The sequence below is a fragment of the Marinobacter aromaticivorans genome (assembly GCF_002806975.1).
In the GTDB taxonomy this organism is placed as follows: Bacteria; Pseudomonadota; Gammaproteobacteria; order Pseudomonadales; family Oleiphilaceae; genus Marinobacter; species Marinobacter aromaticivorans.
Window position 1 is genome coordinate 78,143 of the sequence record NZ_NIHD01000002.1, and the last position, 15,344, is coordinate 93,486.

13 protein-coding genes are annotated in these 15,344 nt (G+C 57.1%); 3 read left to right on the plus strand and 10 right to left on the minus strand.

All coding sequences use genetic code 11. The features are described from left to right. Positions 1 to 10: 10 nt before the first annotated feature. Complete coding sequence (locus CDH48_RS03185; RefSeq protein ID WP_100687288.1) at positions 11 to 2,374, minus strand: Tex family protein; 2,364 nt, start codon at positions 2,372 to 2,374, stop codon at positions 11 to 13. 47 nt (positions 2,375 to 2,421) lie between these two features. Continuing rightward, positions 2,422 to 4,158, minus strand: a complete 1,737-nt coding sequence (locus tag CDH48_RS03190) for a putative bifunctional diguanylate cyclase/phosphodiesterase (protein ID WP_100687289.1) — start codon at positions 4,156 to 4,158, stop codon at positions 2,422 to 2,424. 144 nt (positions 4,159 to 4,302) lie between these two features. Between CDH48_RS03190 and rep the strand changes: the two genes are divergently transcribed. Then, positions 4,303 to 6,321: a DNA helicase Rep gene (gene rep, locus CDH48_RS03195; protein ID WP_100687290.1), complete on the plus strand. Its 2,019-nt coding sequence runs from the start codon at positions 4,303 to 4,305 to the stop codon at positions 6,319 to 6,321. 52 nt (positions 6,322 to 6,373) lie between these two features. Here the strand turns inward: rep and CDH48_RS03200 are convergent, their stop codons facing one another. After that, positions 6,374 to 6,790, minus strand: coding sequence for a c-type cytochrome (locus CDH48_RS03200; protein ID WP_100687291.1), 417 nt, complete (start codon positions 6,788 to 6,790; stop codon positions 6,374 to 6,376). A gap of 203 nt (positions 6,791 to 6,993) precedes the next feature. Here CDH48_RS03200 and CDH48_RS03205 point away from each other — a divergent pair, with 203 nt between their 5' ends. Further along, positions 6,994 to 7,332: a hypothetical protein gene (locus tag CDH48_RS03205; protein ID WP_100687292.1), complete on the plus strand. Its 339-nt coding sequence runs from the start codon at positions 6,994 to 6,996 to the stop codon at positions 7,330 to 7,332. Positions 7,333 to 7,345: 13 nt separating this feature from the next. Then, positions 7,346 to 8,473 (plus strand): phospholipase A, encoded by a 1,128-nt coding sequence (locus tag CDH48_RS03210; RefSeq protein WP_188437673.1) that lies wholly within the window; start codon positions 7,346 to 7,348, stop codon positions 8,471 to 8,473. A 172-nt stretch (positions 8,474 to 8,645) separates the two neighbouring features. Here the strand turns inward: CDH48_RS03210 and CDH48_RS03215 are convergent, their stop codons facing one another. The 7 genes from CDH48_RS03215 to CDH48_RS03245 form a co-directional block, all read right to left on the minus strand. Further along, complete coding sequence (locus CDH48_RS03215) at positions 8,646 to 10,007, minus strand: phosphohexomutase domain-containing protein (protein WP_100687293.1); 1,362 nt, start codon at positions 10,005 to 10,007, stop codon at positions 8,646 to 8,648. An 8-nt stretch (positions 10,008 to 10,015) separates the two neighbouring features. Beyond that, a complete protein-coding gene (gene bfr, locus CDH48_RS03220; protein ID WP_100687294.1) occupies positions 10,016 to 10,492 on the minus strand; it encodes a bacterioferritin in 477 nt (158 codons plus the stop codon). Between the two features lie 178 nt (positions 10,493 to 10,670). Beyond that, the gene (locus tag CDH48_RS03225; RefSeq protein ID WP_100687295.1) at positions 10,671 to 10,877 is read right to left on the minus strand and encodes a bacterioferritin-associated ferredoxin; all 207 of its coding nucleotides are present in this window, start codon (positions 10,875 to 10,877) and stop codon (positions 10,671 to 10,673) included. A 99-nt stretch (positions 10,878 to 10,976) separates the two neighbouring features. After that, positions 10,977 to 12,269 carry a Xaa-Pro dipeptidase gene (gene pepQ / locus CDH48_RS03230; protein ID WP_100687296.1) on the minus strand — a complete coding sequence of 431 codons (1,293 nt, stop codon included), beginning with the start codon at positions 12,267 to 12,269 and terminating at the stop codon, positions 10,977 to 10,979. Beyond that, positions 12,262 to 13,176, minus strand: a complete 915-nt coding sequence (locus CDH48_RS03235; RefSeq protein WP_100687297.1) for a LysR family transcriptional regulator — start codon at positions 13,174 to 13,176, stop codon at positions 12,262 to 12,264. Before CDH48_RS03235 ends, pepQ begins: the two co-directional genes overlap by 8 nt. Positions 13,177 to 13,324: 148 nt before the next feature. Beyond that, entirely contained in the window at positions 13,325 to 14,335 is a 1,011-nt protein-coding gene (locus CDH48_RS03240) for an ABC transporter ATP-binding protein (protein ID WP_100687298.1), read from the minus strand. Continuing rightward, positions 14,332 to 15,342, minus strand: coding sequence for an ABC transporter ATP-binding protein (locus tag CDH48_RS03245; RefSeq protein ID WP_100687299.1), 1,011 nt, complete (start codon positions 15,340 to 15,342; stop codon positions 14,332 to 14,334). The genes CDH48_RS03240 and CDH48_RS03245 overlap by 4 nt, the downstream gene beginning before the upstream one ends. Positions 15,343 to 15,344: the final 2 nt, after the last annotated feature.

Here is a 15,344-nt window from a genome sequence, read left to right on the forward strand (position 1 = left end):
TTGAAAGCGCTTAACGCTTGTCCTTACGGGCCGATGCGAACGCCTGTGCCAGCGCTCCTGCCATGGCGCCCTGATCCGCGCCCTTGCTCTGGCGCCGGGATGAGGGTTTGTCCGCCCCCTGCCCACTGCTGCGGCTGCCGGCATTCGAGCCTCCCGCCGCACGCCCCGAGCCCGGGCGCCTGGAATCGCTTTTCCCGCCAGGCTGATCATCCAGCCGCATCGACAGTGCAATTCGTTTGCGGGGGATATCCACCTCCATCACTTTTACCTTTACAATATCCCCGGCTTTTACCACCTCGCGCGGGTCTTTCACAAAGGTATGGGACAGCGCGGAAATATGCACCAGCCCGTCCTGGTGCACGCCGATGTCCACAAACGCCCCGAAATTGGTGACATTGGTCACAGAGCCCTCCAGAGTCATACCAGGCTCCAGGTCACTGAGGGTTTCCACACCTTCCTCAAAACTCGCAAACCGGAACTCGGGGCGCGGATCACGACCAGGCTTCTCCAGCTCCGAGAGGATATCCCTGATGGTTGGCACACCGAACTGTTCTGTTACGTAATCCTGGGGATTCAGACCACGCAGGAACGTCGCATCACCGATAATATCGTCAACCTTGCGATTGTTCCTGGCAGCAATGGCTTCCACCACGCCGTACGCTTCCGGATGCACAGATGACCGGTCCAGGGCATTTTCACCACCGGCAATGCGCAGGAAGCCCGCCGCCTGTTCAAAGGTGCGCTCGCCCAGCCGGGACACTTTCAACAGCTGTTTGCGATTACGGAACATGCCGTTCTGGTTGCGGAATTCGACGATGTTCTGGGCAATGCTCTGGTTCAGGCCAGACACTCTTGATAAAAGAGGCGCTGACGCCGTATTCAGGTCTACACCGACACCGTTAACACAATCTTCCACCACCGCATCCAGGCTGCGGGAGAGCTGAACCTGGGATACGTCGTGCTGGTACTGACCAACACCAATGGATTTTGGCTCAATCTTCACCAGCTCGGCCAGTGGATCCTGTAACCGGCGGGCAATAGACACAGCACCGCGAATGGTCACGTCCAGATCCGGTAACTCTTTGGAGGCAAATTCGGACGCGGAATAGATGGATGCGCCGGACTCGTTCACAACAATCCGGGCCAGCTTGAGCTCCGGATAACGTTTGCAGAGATCTCCTACCAGCTTTTCGGTCTCACGGGATGCTGTTCCATTACCTATGGCAATCAATTCAATCCGGTGTTCACGGCACCAGGCCGCAAGCTGTTCAATAGAGCGGTCCCACTGGTTTTTGGGCGCGTGGGGGTAAATAGCCCCATGCCCGACCACCTGCCCGGTTCCGTCAATAACCGCGACTTTTACACCCGTACGCAAACCGGGGTCCAGCCCGAGAGTCGGGCGCGGCCCGGCGGGTGCCAGCAACAGCAGATCCTTGAGGTTGGCCGCAAACACGTTTATGGCTTCGGCTTCGGCAGCTTCACGCACCTGCGCCATCAGATCGGTTTCAATCTGGGTGGAAAGCTTTACCCGCCAGGTCCAGCGCACCACTTCTGACAGCCACTTGTCCGCGGCACGACCCTTGTCACGGATATGAAAGCGTGCGGCAATGCGCTGTTCTGCGGGGTGAGGCTGGCGACGGTCATCATCCGCATCCCCCACAACCAGTGTGTAGGCAAGAATGCCTTCATTGCGACCGCGAAGAATGGCCAGGGCCCGATGGGAAGGCACTTTCTTCAGGGGCTCTGTGTGCTCAAAGTAATCCCGGAACTTGGCGCCTTCGTTCTCCTTGCCCTCAATCACGCTGACCTTCAACTGCCCTTGCTGCCAGATGAAGTCGCGCAGCTCACCCAGAAGTTCTGCATCTTCCGCGAAGCGTTCCATCAGGATATAACGGGCACCCTCAAGCGCAGCTTTGGTGTCAGCAACACCGGCATCCGCGTTTACGTAGGTTTGTGCCGTAGCCTCCGGCTCCAGGGTCGGGTCGCCATACAAGGCGTCAGCCAATGGCTCCAGGCCCGCTTCCCGGGCAATCTGGGCTTTGGTGCGGCGCTTGGGCTTGTAGGGGAGGTAAAGATCTTCCAGGCGGTTCTTGGTTTCGGCGTCGGCAATACTGGCTCGCAGTTCGTCCGTCAGCTTGCCCTGCTCCTCAATGCTTTTGAGGATGGTACTGCGGCGATCCTCCAGCTCCCGGAGATAACGCAGGCGCTCCTCAAGGGTGCGCAGCTGGCTGTCGTCCAGGGAGCCGGTCACCTCTTTCCGGTACCGGGCAATAAATGGAACGGTGGAACCTTCGTCCAGCAGGGCGATGGTGGCATTAACCTGTTGCTCGCGTACGCCGAGTTCGTCGGCGATGCGCCTGGAGATACTGTTCATGCAACCTCTGTGATGCGTTTCTGATAAAGCAGCAAAGGTACAGTGGCTTAAAGTTGCAGGCAAGCGGACTGGTCACGCTCGTTCAGGAATTGCACAAGATCGGCCCAGGGCATGGGGCGGGCATAATAGTAGCCCTGGATTTCATCACAGTGCTGCTGGCGCAGAAATTCCAGCTGGCCCTCGGTTTCTACACCCTCGGCCACCACGCTGATCTGGAGGCTGTGGGCGAGGCTGATAATCGCCCGGATAATATGCTCCGCATCTGCGGATTGCCCCAGATCCTGCACAAACGATTTGTCGATTTTAACCAGCGAGATCGGCAGGTGCTGAAGATTGCTGAGGGAGGAAAAACCGGTGCCAAAATCATCCAGTGCAAAACTGATACCCAGTTGATTCAGTTCCCGCAGACAGCGCTGGGCGTATTCCGGGTCGTGCATCATGGCGCTTTCGGTCAGCTCCAGCTCCAGCAGGCTGGTGTCCACATTGGCGTTGAAGATAATGCGAAAGATGGTTTCGGTCATTTTACGGTCGTGGAACTGCCGGAACGACAGGTTGACCGCAAATACCAGCCCGGGGAACCCGAGCTCGGCCGCTTCCTTAAGGCGTTTGCAGGCTTGCTCTATTACCCAGTAGCCGATGGGCACAATCAGGCCGCTGCGCTCGGCTACCGGTATGAACTCGTCCGGCCCCACCAGGCCACGCTTCGGGTGATTCCAGCGTAACAGGCATTCCACACCACGCACTTCATTACTGGCAAGATCAATCCTTGGCTGGTAATACAGCTCAAGCTCCCGACCCCTGAGCGCGTTTCGCAGGTCTCCCTCCAGCCTGAGCTGGTAACCGGCAGAAATGTGCAGTTGCCGATCGTAGAAACGATAACTGGTGCCCGGGTCCCGCTTGGCCTCAAACATTGCCCGGTTGGCACGACGCATCAGATTTTCCGGGCAGTCTCCGGCCTCCGGATACGTGGCCACGCCAAGGCTGGCACTGACAACCACGCTCTGGCCATCCATGATAACCGGCTCGTCCAGTGCGTTGACAACCTTGCGAATGACCTGGGTGATATCCAGAGAGTCTTCGATTTTCTCAACGATAATCGCCAGCTCGTCTCCGCCGATTCGCATCAGAGAATCCACCCGGCGCAGGCCTTGCCGCACCCGGGAGGCCACCTTGATCATCAGCTGGTCACTTTTCTGGTAACCAAAGGACTCATTGATGCTGCGAAAGTCATCGATGTTCAGGTGCAGCAGGGCCAGGCGGTGGCCGCCTCGTTGTGCCCTAAGCAATGCCTGTTGCAGCCTGTCGAAAAACAGATCCCGGTTGATAAAGCCACTTGCCACGCCACGGCCCAGCTGGCGGTGTGCAGAGTTGGCCAACTGCTCACGGTACCAGAGACCCTTCACTGCCCGACAAAACTGCCAGTGATCAAGCTCCTGCCGGCTCAGATAATCTGCCGCACCACTGGAAAGCAACTCCGGTGCGCGTTCATCAGGCGCTTCAGCACTGAGTGCCAGTACCGGACGGCCATCGCCGGCAACCGCCAGATACTGCAGGAACGCGGATTCTGAACCGCCGTGGAACACGCAATCCCAGATAATAATATCGAAAGTCGCGTTCCGTACAAGGTCGTCGCAATCCACCAGGTCCGGGCACCATGTGGCATCCGGACTGATCTCCGGGTCAACTGCCAGCAGCGCATTGAGCCAGAGAAAATCGGCGTAATCCGGCGTCAGAACCAGAAGACGAAGCTGGTCGTGTGCGGCAGTTTCCAGGGGCAAAGTCATTAAGTTGAATCCATGGGTACGTGAACAACAAATCCATTCTGGTTAAAGGATAGCTGATAGATGGACAAGGTACAGAAAGTCCGGCTGGTGTAGACTACTGTCTTACCGGAAAAACCCGTATCCATCCATTCTGGCCCTGTATTTGTGAACAAGCTCAACCCGCGACAAAATGAAGCAGTCCGCTACACCGATGGCCCTCTGCTGGTGCTCGCCGGTGCGGGCAGCGGTAAAACCAGCGTTATCACCCGGAAAATAGCCTATCTGATTGAACAGGTTGGCATTCCCGGCCGCCATATTGCCGCCGTCACCTTTACCAACAAAGCCGCCCGCGAAATGAAAGAGCGGGTGGGCCGCATTGTCGACCGCAAGCTCACCCGCGGGCTTATCGTTTCCACCTTTCACAACCTCGGGCTGAACATAATCCGGGAAGAACACCCCCATCTGGGCTACCACCCCGGTTTTTCCATTTTTGACGCAGAGGATGCGAAAGCCCTGTTACGGGACCTGATGCTTCGGGAAGCCAGCGCCGATGCCGGCGATGAACTCAACGATGTGCAAATGACCATCTCGTCGTGGAAGAATGCCATGCGCGGGCCGGCTGAAGCATACAGCAAAGCCCGGGATGAACGTGAACAACGGATTGCCTTGGTATACAAACATTACAGCGAGTACCTGAAGGCCTACAACGCGGTGGACTTTGACGACCTGATTCTGCTGCCGGTGCAACTGTTCCGCAACAATCCGGAGGTGCTGGCAAAATGGCGCAGGAAAATCCGCTACATGCTGGTGGACGAGTATCAGGATACCAATATTTCCCAGTACGAGCTCGTACGAATGCTGGTTGCCGAACGTGCCGCCTTTACCGTTGTTGGCGACGACGACCAGTCGATATACGCCTGGCGGGGGGCGCGACCGGAAAATCTGGCCCAGCTCAAGGAAGACTTCCCGAGCCTGAAGATTGTGAAGCTGGAACAGAATTACCGCTCCACATCGCGCATTCTGCGCAGCGCCAATACGGTGATCGCCAACAACCCTCACGTGTTTGAAAAAGCCCTGTGGAGCGACCACACCATAGGCGATGAGATCCGCATTGTGCGGTGCCGTAATGAAGACGCAGAAACCGAGCGGGTGGCCACGGAGATTCTCGATCAGAAACTGAAACAGGGGCTGGATTTCCGGGATTTTGCCGTGCTTTACCGGGGTAATCACCAGGCTCGCCTGCTGGAGATGAAGCTGCAGGCATTCCAGATTCCCTACCGCATCTCCGGCGGCCAGTCGTTTTTCTCAAAAAACGAGATCAAGGACGCCATGTCCTACCTGCGTCTGCTGATTAACCCGGATGACGATGCCGCGTTCCTGCGTGTTGTGAATGTGCCGCGGCGAGAAATCGGCCCGCGCACTCTTGAACAACTCAGCCACTACGCCCGCGCCCGTAATGTGAGCCTGTTCAAAGCGCTGGGTGACATGGGGGCGGAAACCCACGTCGCCGAAAAGGGCCTGGATCGGCTCAGGCGCTTTGCTCACTGGGTGGACCTTACCTGTGAGCGCCTGCACAGTGAAAACCCGGTGCCCGTGATTAAACAACTGTTCACGGACATCGAGTATGAAGAGTGGTTACTTCAACACTCGGGTACGCCCAGGCAGGCGGAGCGGCGCATGGAAAACATCTGGTATCTGGTGGATTCGATTCAGCGAATGCTCGACGACGGCAAGGGCACTGCTGATGAGCTGAGCATTGAAGACGCCATCAGCAAACTGATTCTGCGGGACATGATGGAGCAGCGCGAAGAAGAGGACGACAGCGACAAGGTCCAACTGCTGACCCTTCATGCCTCCAAGGGGCTGGAGTTCCCTCACGTGTTCATTCTTGGCCTGGAGGAAGAAATCCTGCCGCACCGCTCCAGCATTGAGGAGGGTAACATTGAGGAGGAGCGGCGCCTGATGTACGTGGGAATTACCCGGGCAAAAGAGACGCTGACACTGACCTACGCAGCCCAGCGCCGGCAGTATGGCGAGAAAATCGAGACCATTCCCAGCCGCTTTCTGGATGAACTTCCGGAAGGCGACATACGCTGGGAGGGCACAGGCGACCTTGACGTTGAGGCCAACCAGAAGAAAGGCAAGGCGACACTAAGTGCTCTGCTGGGTGATTTAGGGCTCTGAAGAAAGCAAAAACCCCGCAGGCGCGGGGTTTTTGACAGCAAGAGCTTTGGCTTTATTTGCTCTCTGCCACAATATGCTCTACCGCAGCTTCGATTTCTTCGTCTGGGCAGCTGGCACAGCCACCTTTCGCAGGCATGGCGTTGAAGCCATTGAGTGCATGGTTCATCAGGGTTTCCATGCCCTGATCAATACGAGGTGCCCAGGCGCCCGCATCACCGATTACCGGTGCACCGGCAGCGCCTGTGGTGTGGCAGGCCATGCACACGGCATCATAAACTTCGCTACCCGAACGGGCCCCGGAGGAGCTGGCTGTTTCGGTGGCAGCAGCAGCTTCGCCGCACTGTTCACCCTGCAGGCATACTTCGCCGACCGGCTGGATACGCGCACGGATTTCGTCTTCAACACTTGCCATAACGGAACCGGCAGTAATGCCGAGACCGAGCAGTACGACAGCCAGGACTCTCTTCATCTTCACAATGCACCTCGCATTTAGGTAGGCGTTATAATCGTTGGTGGCCGCATTATAGCGACTGAACCCCGGCAAAAAAACCGGATAGCAAAATCATAAATTGATTTCCACCATGTTTATTGCAATTTCGTAAGCGTGGAGACTCTTTAGCGCCATCCGGTTACCATGTTGCAGCTTATCCCAGAACTCCCAGGATCCGTTTCATGAATAGCCCGGCAAAACCCTCTCCTCATCCACTGCGCAAAACTCTTCTGATTATCGAGTTCAGCTCGCTGGCAGTGTTGCTGGCGTCCATGGGATGGTTTTCAAGCCGAACAGACACCGGCCATAGTATCAACCCGGCGTGGCTGCTGATACCTGCTGTTGCCAGCCTCGGGGTTTTCGCCAGTTTTATTGGCCTTATGTACCTGCGCTGGGTTATCGCAGCAAGTGCGTCCAACCGGCTTCGGCATAAACTTGTTTTTTCACTGCTGGCCCTCACCCTTGGCGGGGTTTGGCTGTACGGCATGGTCAGCACATGGATTAGCCTCCATGCAGCCTGAAGGAATACAGAACATGCAGAAAATTTTTAGGGCACGGCTGCCCAGGGCGTGCCTGATTGCACTCATGTGGCCTGCTTTGACGGTAGCACAGGAATCTGTGCCAGATACAGGGCGACGCATGGCTGAAGCCATTGAAGACTGCGCTCTTGTGCGGGAGGGAGTGGCCCGCCTTGCCTGCTACGATTCGTTCAATAATCCCGCGAAAGCCAGGGACAAGGCGTCAGACCAGCAGTTGCAGGAAGCCGGCAAAATGGCTGACGGGCTGGCACCGGATCCGGAGAGCGGGCAACAGGCGGCAGAGCGTGCCGGAGACGGCAGCGCTGATGAAAACGTGATGATGAAAATGGTGGACCGCTCGCTAAAGGCGGAGAAAGCACTGTTTTCGTTTTCGGGTAGCTTCATCGGTTATCGCCCGACTTATCTCATGCCGATAACCTGGACTGACGACCCGAACACCGCCCCCACAAGCCCGAGGCTGGGCACCACCGGTTATGATTACGATCTGGAGAAAGAGGAGGCGAAGTACCAGATCAGTTTCAAGGTGCCTTTGTTGACCGGCATGCTGGATGACCGCACAACTCTCTGGTTTGGTTACACGCAGCGTTCTTTCTGGCAGGTATACAATCAGGACGAATCGGCACCCTTTCGGGAGACAAACTATGAACCGGAGATTTTTCTCCGGCATCGGGCCGACTGGAATCTGGGCGCTGTGTCTCTGACGGCTTTGAAGTTTGGCGTTAATCACCAGTCCAATGGCCAGTCAGAGCCACGCTCGCGCAGCTGGAACCGGGTTATGGCCAGTGCCGGCTTTACGCACGGTCGCTGGTTGTTTGTGGTGGAGCCCTGGTATCGGATTCCGGAGACCAGTGAGGATGATAACGCGGACATTGAGCGGTATCTGGGGCATGGCAGTCTCAATGTGGTCTACAAGCGTGCCGAGGACCGGACGTTTTCGCTGAAGCTTATGAACAATTTGCGTTCGGATAATCATACTTCGCTGGAGTTTGGTTACAGCTTTCCGATCGGGGATACGATCAAGGGGTTTTTCCAGTATTACAACGGGTATGGGGAGAGTCTGATTGATTACAATCGGCGGATTGAGCGGTTCGGGCTCGGGATTATGCTGAACGACTGGCTCTGAGTTATGTCGGCTTCGGTGCAAGCCGGCGTGGCGGTACGAGTTGCGAAAACACGCTCCTTGCAGCACATCCATGTGACGCTTGGGCTCCGCCATCCATGGCTCCGCACAGTTTTCGCAACTCGTACCGCCACACCAGCCCCAACTGCGAGATAGCCTGACAAAAGGGTTCAGGTTATACCTTCAGGTTGTTCAACCGCTCCATTTCCGCGAGCAATTCTTCGGTTTTCGCTTTCATCAAGGGTATGTCAGCACGGGACTCCACGTTCAGGCGAACGACGGGTTCAGTGTTGGACATGCGCAGGTTGAAGCGCCAGTTGTCGAACTCCACGCTGAGGCCGTCCACGTAGGTGACGCTTTTTGCCGCGGCGCCGTATTTTTCTTCAATCGCCGCGATCACCTTTGGCGGGTTGTGGATAGTGCGGTTGATTTCGCCGCTGGCCGGGTAGGCTTCGATGCGGGCGTCGATCAGGGATGAGAAGGGTTTTCCGGTCTGGCACAGGCGTTCGGCGATCAGTAACCAGGGGATCATGCCGCTGTCGCAGTAGGCGAAGTCCCGGAAGTAGTGGTGGGCGCTCATTTCACCGCCGTATACAGCGTTTTCGTCGCGCATGCGCTGTTTGATGAAGGCGTGGCCGGTTTTGCTTTCGATGGCTTCGCCACCGGCGGCTTTGACCAGTTCCTGGGTGTTCCAGATAAGCCTCGGGTCGTGAATGACTTTGCCGGGGCCGGTCTTGCGCAGGAACTGGTCAGCCAGCAGGCCGACGATGTAGTAGCCTTCGATAAAGCGCCCGTTTTCGTCAAAGAAGAAGCAGCGGTCGTAGTCTCCATCCCACGCGATGCCCATGGCGGCACCGTGTTCAATAACGGCGTCGGCTGTAGCAGCGCGGTTTTCTTCCAGGATAGGGTTGGGCACGCCGTTGGGGAAGTTGCCATCCGGCTGGTGGTGTACTTTGATAAATTCAAAAGGCAGGTGCTTTTCGAGCTCATCAATCACCAGGCCCGCGCCGCCGTTGCCGGCGTTGACCACTATTTTCATGGGGCTCAGCGCGGCTGCATCTACGTATCCCAACAGGTGGTCTATGTAGGCACCCGTCACTTCCAAAGGCTCGTACCTGCCCTGTACAGGTGCGTCTGCAAACGGTTCCCGCACCCTGTCACGGATGTCGTTCAGGCCATTATCAGAACTGATCGGGCGGGATTCCGGGCCGACCATTTTCATGCCGTTGTGGTCTCTTGGGTTATGGCTGGCAGTCACCATGATGCCACCGTCCATTTTATAATGGCTGGTGGCGAAGTAGACATACTCCGTGCCGCACAGGCCGATATCAAAAACATCGGCACCTGCGGCCATAAGACCGGAGCTCAGGGCTTCGGTAATTTCCGGGCTGGTGAGACGGATGTCGTATCCGACAACGACTTTTTTAGCGCCGGTGATTTCCACATAGGCGCGCCCGATGCGCTCGGCAAGGGCCGGGTTTAACTGCTCCGGCACCTTGCCACGCAGGTCGTACGCTTTAAAGCAAGACAGATCCATTGTCGGGGTCACTCCGCAGCGGAAGATTGCAGTTGTATGTAGTTCTGGATGCCCATCTGGTTAATCATATCCAGCTGGGTTTCGAGCCAGTCGATATGCTCTTCTTCGCTATCCAGGATACTGCGGAAAAGCTGGCGGCTGGTGTAATCCTGAACTTCTTCGCAGTAAGCGATCGCTTCTTTCAGGTCGACATGGGCGAGGTGTTCGATTTTGAGGTCGCAGGCAATCATTTCCTCAACGTTTTCGCCGATCATCAGTTTGTTCAGGTCTTGCAGGTTGGGCAGGCCTTCCAGAAACAGGATGCGTTCGATCAATTGATCGGCGTGTTTCATCTCGTCGATGGATTCTTCGTATTCCTTGGCCGCAAGTTTGGTAATACCCCAATCCTTGTACATGCGTGAATGCAGGAAATACTGGTTGATGGCCGTCAGTTCGTTGGCAAGGACCTTGTTCAGATACTGGATGACTTTTTTGTCGCCTTTCATTGCAGCACTCCTTGATCCCAGCCGGCTGCTCGATCCTCTATGAGGAAAGCCTGACCGGCTGATGGGTTCGGGTTCAGTAAGCTGTCAAAGCTTTCGAAATGTTTCTCTCGTCACCCTTCAAGGATAGCGCGTTAGGGCGCATTACAAAATTGCGGAAAGGAAATAAACGCGGAATGCCTCAGGCCGGGGTGGCCAGCAGGTTCGCAAGGGCCAGGTAATCCGGCGAGCGGCTTTCGCGCAGAATGCTGCGCGCCATGGAGGCACAGCGCCCGCACTGGGTTCCTACACCCAGTTCTTTACCGAGCTGGCGCATGGAAGAGACTCCGTTTTCCGAGGCTTCGCGGATGTCCCTGTCTGTGACTCCGTGGCAAAGGCATACATACATAATGCAATCTCACCGACGACAATTAACGTTACTGATAATTATTGTCATTAGCGTCCATAATTGCAAGCGTATTGTGTTAATTTTGTGCAACGGGATGTGTCAGACCTCGGCCTCCCGGGTCAGGTTTCGATGCCCCGAATCTGTTACCACCACGTTGTCTTCTATGCGTATGCCGCCGCATCCCTGCAACTCGTCAATCCGTGAACGGTTTATGTGTCGCTCAAGAGGGCCGGACAACACCGGCTCCAGCAGCGACGGAATGAAGTACAGCCCGGGTTCGATGGTCACCACCATGCCAGGCTCCAGCGTTCGCATCAGGCGCAGGAAAGGTGCATCGGCAGGCGCGGGCACCGGTTTGCCTGCAACATCATGAACCTGCACACCAAGGAAGTGCCCGATGCCGTGGGGGAAGAAGGCCCGGGTTACGCCCTCCGTTACCATGTCCTCGTCGCTCAGGCCGTTAACAAGCCCCGCCGAGCCCAGCAACGCTGCAATGCCCAGATGGGTTTTGCGATGGATATCCAGGTAATCAACGCCCGGAGCTACCATGTCGCAGAGGCGGAACTGCCATTGCTCCAGCCCCTGCACCAGCGCAGCAAAGCGCCCTTCCCCAACGCCCGCTGTGGTGCGGGTAACATCGGAGCAATAGCCCCGGTAACGCACGCCGGCATCAATCAGCAAACTGCGCGATTTGGCCGGTGCTGCCGTATCGTAGTACTGGTAGTGCAAGGTGCCGGCGTGCTCGTTTACGCCGATAATGCTGTGATAAGGCGCGTCGGCCTCACGCTGTTGTGTTGCACGCTGATAGGCGAGACTGACTTCAAACTCACTGGCACCGGCCAGGAATGCATCGCGAGCCGCGCGGTGACCTGCTACTGCCACCTTGTTGGCCTGAGCCAGGCAGGCTATTTCATAGGCCGTTTTGTGCACTCGCGTCTCATCCAGTGCAGCGCAAAGCGCGCCGGGATTATGCTCACCGGGCACCCCTGCCAATAACCGTGGATCACCAATAACCGCCAGCCGCCCCGCACCGGGCACCTCAGGCGTTGACTGGCTTTCGCTGAAACGAACCTCAAGCTCTGCCAGCCAGGGCTCCTGTGCCAGTTCAAGGCTCGCATGCCAGAAATCCACAGGCTGATGCAACGATAAAACGGGCTTATGTCCTTTGCGGATCAGCAGCCAGGCGTGCTCGAAACCCGTCAACCCCGTCCAGTGCAGAAACGGCCCGTAACCCTGGAAGTGCCAGGCCTGGTCATCGCCATATCGCAGGGGCGCGGCGCCGGAACTGATCAGCAGGCTGTCGTAACCCTGCTCTTCCAGAACCTGCTCATAGCGGCGCTGCAGAATGCCCATGTGATCAACTTGAAGAGTCAAAAGGTCGGTATCAGGCATGTTGTGTTTCCAGTGTTTTCCAGAGTGTCAGAAGATCGTCCGAACGCGGTTCCCGCAAGCGGATCAGGCGAATGTCCAGAGGAACATCCCAGCGCTCGTCGCCAGCCCGCGTGAGACGGCCGAAGTGTTCGCTTTTTTCAGTCATACGGCTGGGCAACCAGCCCATGCCAAAGCCCTGCTTCACCAGTGCCTTGATGCTCGCCGACTGGGTGTTTTCGTTCAGTGGCAAAAGATTTACGGATTCTTTGCAGCGGGCCAGATGCGCTTCAACAGCCGACTGCAAGAACCCCCGTGAATGATAGGCAATCAGCGGCACAGACTGGTCTTTGGCCCCGGGCAGCGGAAACCGGGGCTCGCCGTTTTCTGCCGCCACACTCACCGGCACCAGCCTCTCCCGGGCGAGTGTTATAAATTCGTACTCGCCGCGGGTCAGCCGCTCACCCCAGGGTAAATCCTGGTGCCAGTAACACAGCACCAGATCGCACTCGCCTCTATCAAGAGCATCCAGAAACTGTTCACCCACCCAACTGGTGGCCTTCAGATTCAGCTGCAGGCGGTCAGCAATACCTGCCTCGCTGGCCCAGCCCTGGTAGAAGTGGGAAAACAACCCCTGGGTTGAGCCCACACTGATACGTGCTGACTCTTCCGCTTCCATATCGGCAATCTGGCTTTTTACGTCCCGGACATCCCGGGTCACCCGCTGGCACAGGTCAAAAAACCGTTCACCGGCAGGTGTCAGGGACAAAGGCAGGGTCTGCCGGTTAATCAGCGTGGCGCCCATGGCCTCTTCAAGCAGTTTGATGCGGCGGCTGAACGTGGGCTGACTTACATGCTGCAGTTCAGCAGCACGGGAAAAATGCCGCGTGCGGGCCAGCGCCATAAAATCTTCCAGCCAGCGTATTTCCATGTGCTCCTCAGCCAACAGGCAATAAATTCAGGCGTAGATCGACCGAGAAGCCCCTGACCGGATTGCAGCAGTGGTGCTTATGCCTCACACCACAGATTGTTTCAGCGGCTTCTCTCTGAGCGCATCATAGCCTATTGCAGCCGCCTTCTTACAACCGCCCCTCTTCCACCGCATGGCAGGCCACCTGGTTACCGCCATCGGTGGCAATCAGCCGGGGAATTTCCTGGCGGCAACGCTCATTGGCATAGGGGCATCGGCCATGGAATACGCAACCGGAGGGCAGATTCACCGGCGTTGGTACCTCGCCCTGCAGGCGAATGTAGTTGGGGCGATCATCCTCCAGCCTGGGGATGGCGGAGAGCAAGGCCTGGGTATAGGGATGGCGCGGCTCGGAAAACAGCGTTGCGGTCTGCGCCAGTTCGCACACCCGCCCGAGATACATTACCGCCACCCGGGTCCCGAAATGCTCAACCACCGCCAGATCGTGGGTAATGAACAGGTACGTCAGGTTGCGGGTTTCCTGCGCATCCATCAGCAGGTTCAGCACCTGCGCCTGAATGGAGACGTCCAGTGCCGAGATGGGTTCATCTGCCACAATAAACTCGGGATCGACCGCCAGGGCACGGGCGATGGCAATGCGCTGGCGCTGGCCGCCGGAAAATTCGTGACCAAAGCGGCTGCCCCAGTCCGCATCTATGCCCACGGATTCCATGACTTCCCGAACCTTGCTGCGTACCTCGTTGCGGGACAGCTCGGGGCGATGGAAATGAATCGGCTCCTCCAGAGTTTGTTGAATTGTCATGCGCGGGTTCAGGGACGCGTAAGGGTTCTGGAAGATCATCTGCATTTTTCGGCGGTAGGGCAGCACCTGCTGGCCTTTCAGATCGTCTATGCGCTGGCCATCGTAATGCACTTCTCCTGCGCTGGGTGACAACAAACCCATCACGGTACGGGCAACCGTTGACTTGCCACAGCCGGATTCGCCCACAACGCACAGCGCTTCGCCTTTGTACACCTGAAGGTCCACACCGTTGATGGCGTGAACCGCCTCCTGGCGACGCTGGAAGCGACCATTTTTAAAGGTGATCTGTTCCAGCAGGCTGCCGGACAGATCAAACCGTTTCTCCAGACCGCGAATGTCTACCAGTGGGGAGGTCATGACCCGGCCTCCTGCATGCGCTTCTCCTGTTCAATCAGGTTGCTGACCTCGTAACACGCCACATCCACGTTGCCGGAGCGCACATACTCCGGCATGGTTTGCCGGCACTGATCGGTGGCAAATTTGCAGCGCGGGTGGAAAGGACAGCCGGTGGGTACGTTTTTAAGGGACGGCATGGAACCGGGAATCTGGAACAACCTTGCCCCGGGCTCGCCCATCTGTGGCAATGCGTTGATCAACCCCTGGGTATAGGGATGCTGTGCGTCATTGATGATCTCCCGGGTAGGCCCCTGCTCGATAATGCGGCCGGAATACATCACCAGCATGCGCTGGGTGACCTGGGAAACCACACCAAGATCGTGGGTAATCAGCATCAACGCGACATGCTCCTGCTCACACAGATCCAGCAACAGCGCCATGATTTCCGCCTGAATCGTCACATCCAGCGCCGTTGTGGGCTCGTCGGCGACAATAATTTCCGGGTCCAGCAACAGGGCAATAGCAATAATCACCCGCTGGCGCATACCGCCCGACAACTCGTGCGGGTACTGGTCAAGCCGTTTTTCCGGCGAGGGGATCTGTACCTTGCGCAGCTTGCTCAGGGCTATTTCCCGCGCCGCTTTGGTGCTGATCCGCCGGTGCGCCTTGAGGGCTTCTACCATCTGGGTGCCAATACTCAGCACCGGGTTCAGTGTCATCATCGGGTCCTGGAAGATCATGGCAATGCGGTTACCCCGGATCCTGCGCAGTTCGCGCTCGCCCATGGCAGCCAGATCGCGACCTTCAAACAGAATCTGCCCGCCGGCGATATAGCCCGGGCGCGCAATCAGGTTAAGAATGGAGAAAGCCGCCACGGATTTGCCGGCGCCAGACTCCCCTACCAGACCCAATCGTTCACCCTTGTCTAGGCTGAAGCTGATACCGCGCAGGGCTGTAAGATCGCCGCCGCGCACGGCAAACCGTACATCCAGATTCTTTACTTCCAGTAGTGGCGTGTCGTTTTTCATGT

Coding starts and splice junctions, on each gene's coding strand:
- CDH48_RS03210 (WP_188437673.1), top strand. CDS start 7,346: ATGCAGAAAATTTTTAGGGCACGGCTGCCCAGGGCGTGCCTGATTGCA.
- CDH48_RS03215 (WP_100687293.1), bottom strand. CDS start 10,007: ATGGATCTGTCTTGCTTTAAAGCGTACGACCTGCGTGGCAAGGTGCCG.
- pepQ (WP_100687296.1), bottom strand. CDS start 12,269: ATGCCTGATACCGACCTTTTGACTCTTCAAGTTGATCACATGGGCATT.
- CDH48_RS03240 (WP_100687298.1), bottom strand. CDS start 14,335: ATGACCTCCCCACTGGTAGACATTCGCGGTCTGGAGAAACGGTTTGAT.
- CDH48_RS03225 (WP_100687295.1), bottom strand. CDS start 10,877: ATGTATGTATGCCTTTGCCACGGAGTCACAGACAGGGACATCCGCGAA.
- CDH48_RS03185 (WP_100687288.1), bottom strand. CDS start 2,374: ATGAACAGTATCTCCAGGCGCATCGCCGACGAACTCGGCGTACGCGAG.
- CDH48_RS03245 (WP_100687299.1), bottom strand. CDS start 15,342: ATGAAAAACGACACGCCACTACTGGAAGTAAAGAATCTGGATGTACGG.
- CDH48_RS03190 (WP_100687289.1), bottom strand. CDS start 4,158: ATGACTTTGCCCCTGGAAACTGCCGCACACGACCAGCTTCGTCTTCTG.
- CDH48_RS03205 (WP_100687292.1), top strand. CDS start 6,994: ATGAATAGCCCGGCAAAACCCTCTCCTCATCCACTGCGCAAAACTCTT.
- bfr (WP_100687294.1), bottom strand. CDS start 10,492: ATGAAAGGCGACAAAAAAGTCATCCAGTATCTGAACAAGGTCCTTGCC.
- CDH48_RS03235 (WP_100687297.1), bottom strand. CDS start 13,176: ATGGAAATACGCTGGCTGGAAGATTTTATGGCGCTGGCCCGCACGCGG.
- CDH48_RS03200 (WP_100687291.1), bottom strand. CDS start 6,790: ATGAAGAGAGTCCTGGCTGTCGTACTGCTCGGTCTCGGCATTACTGCC.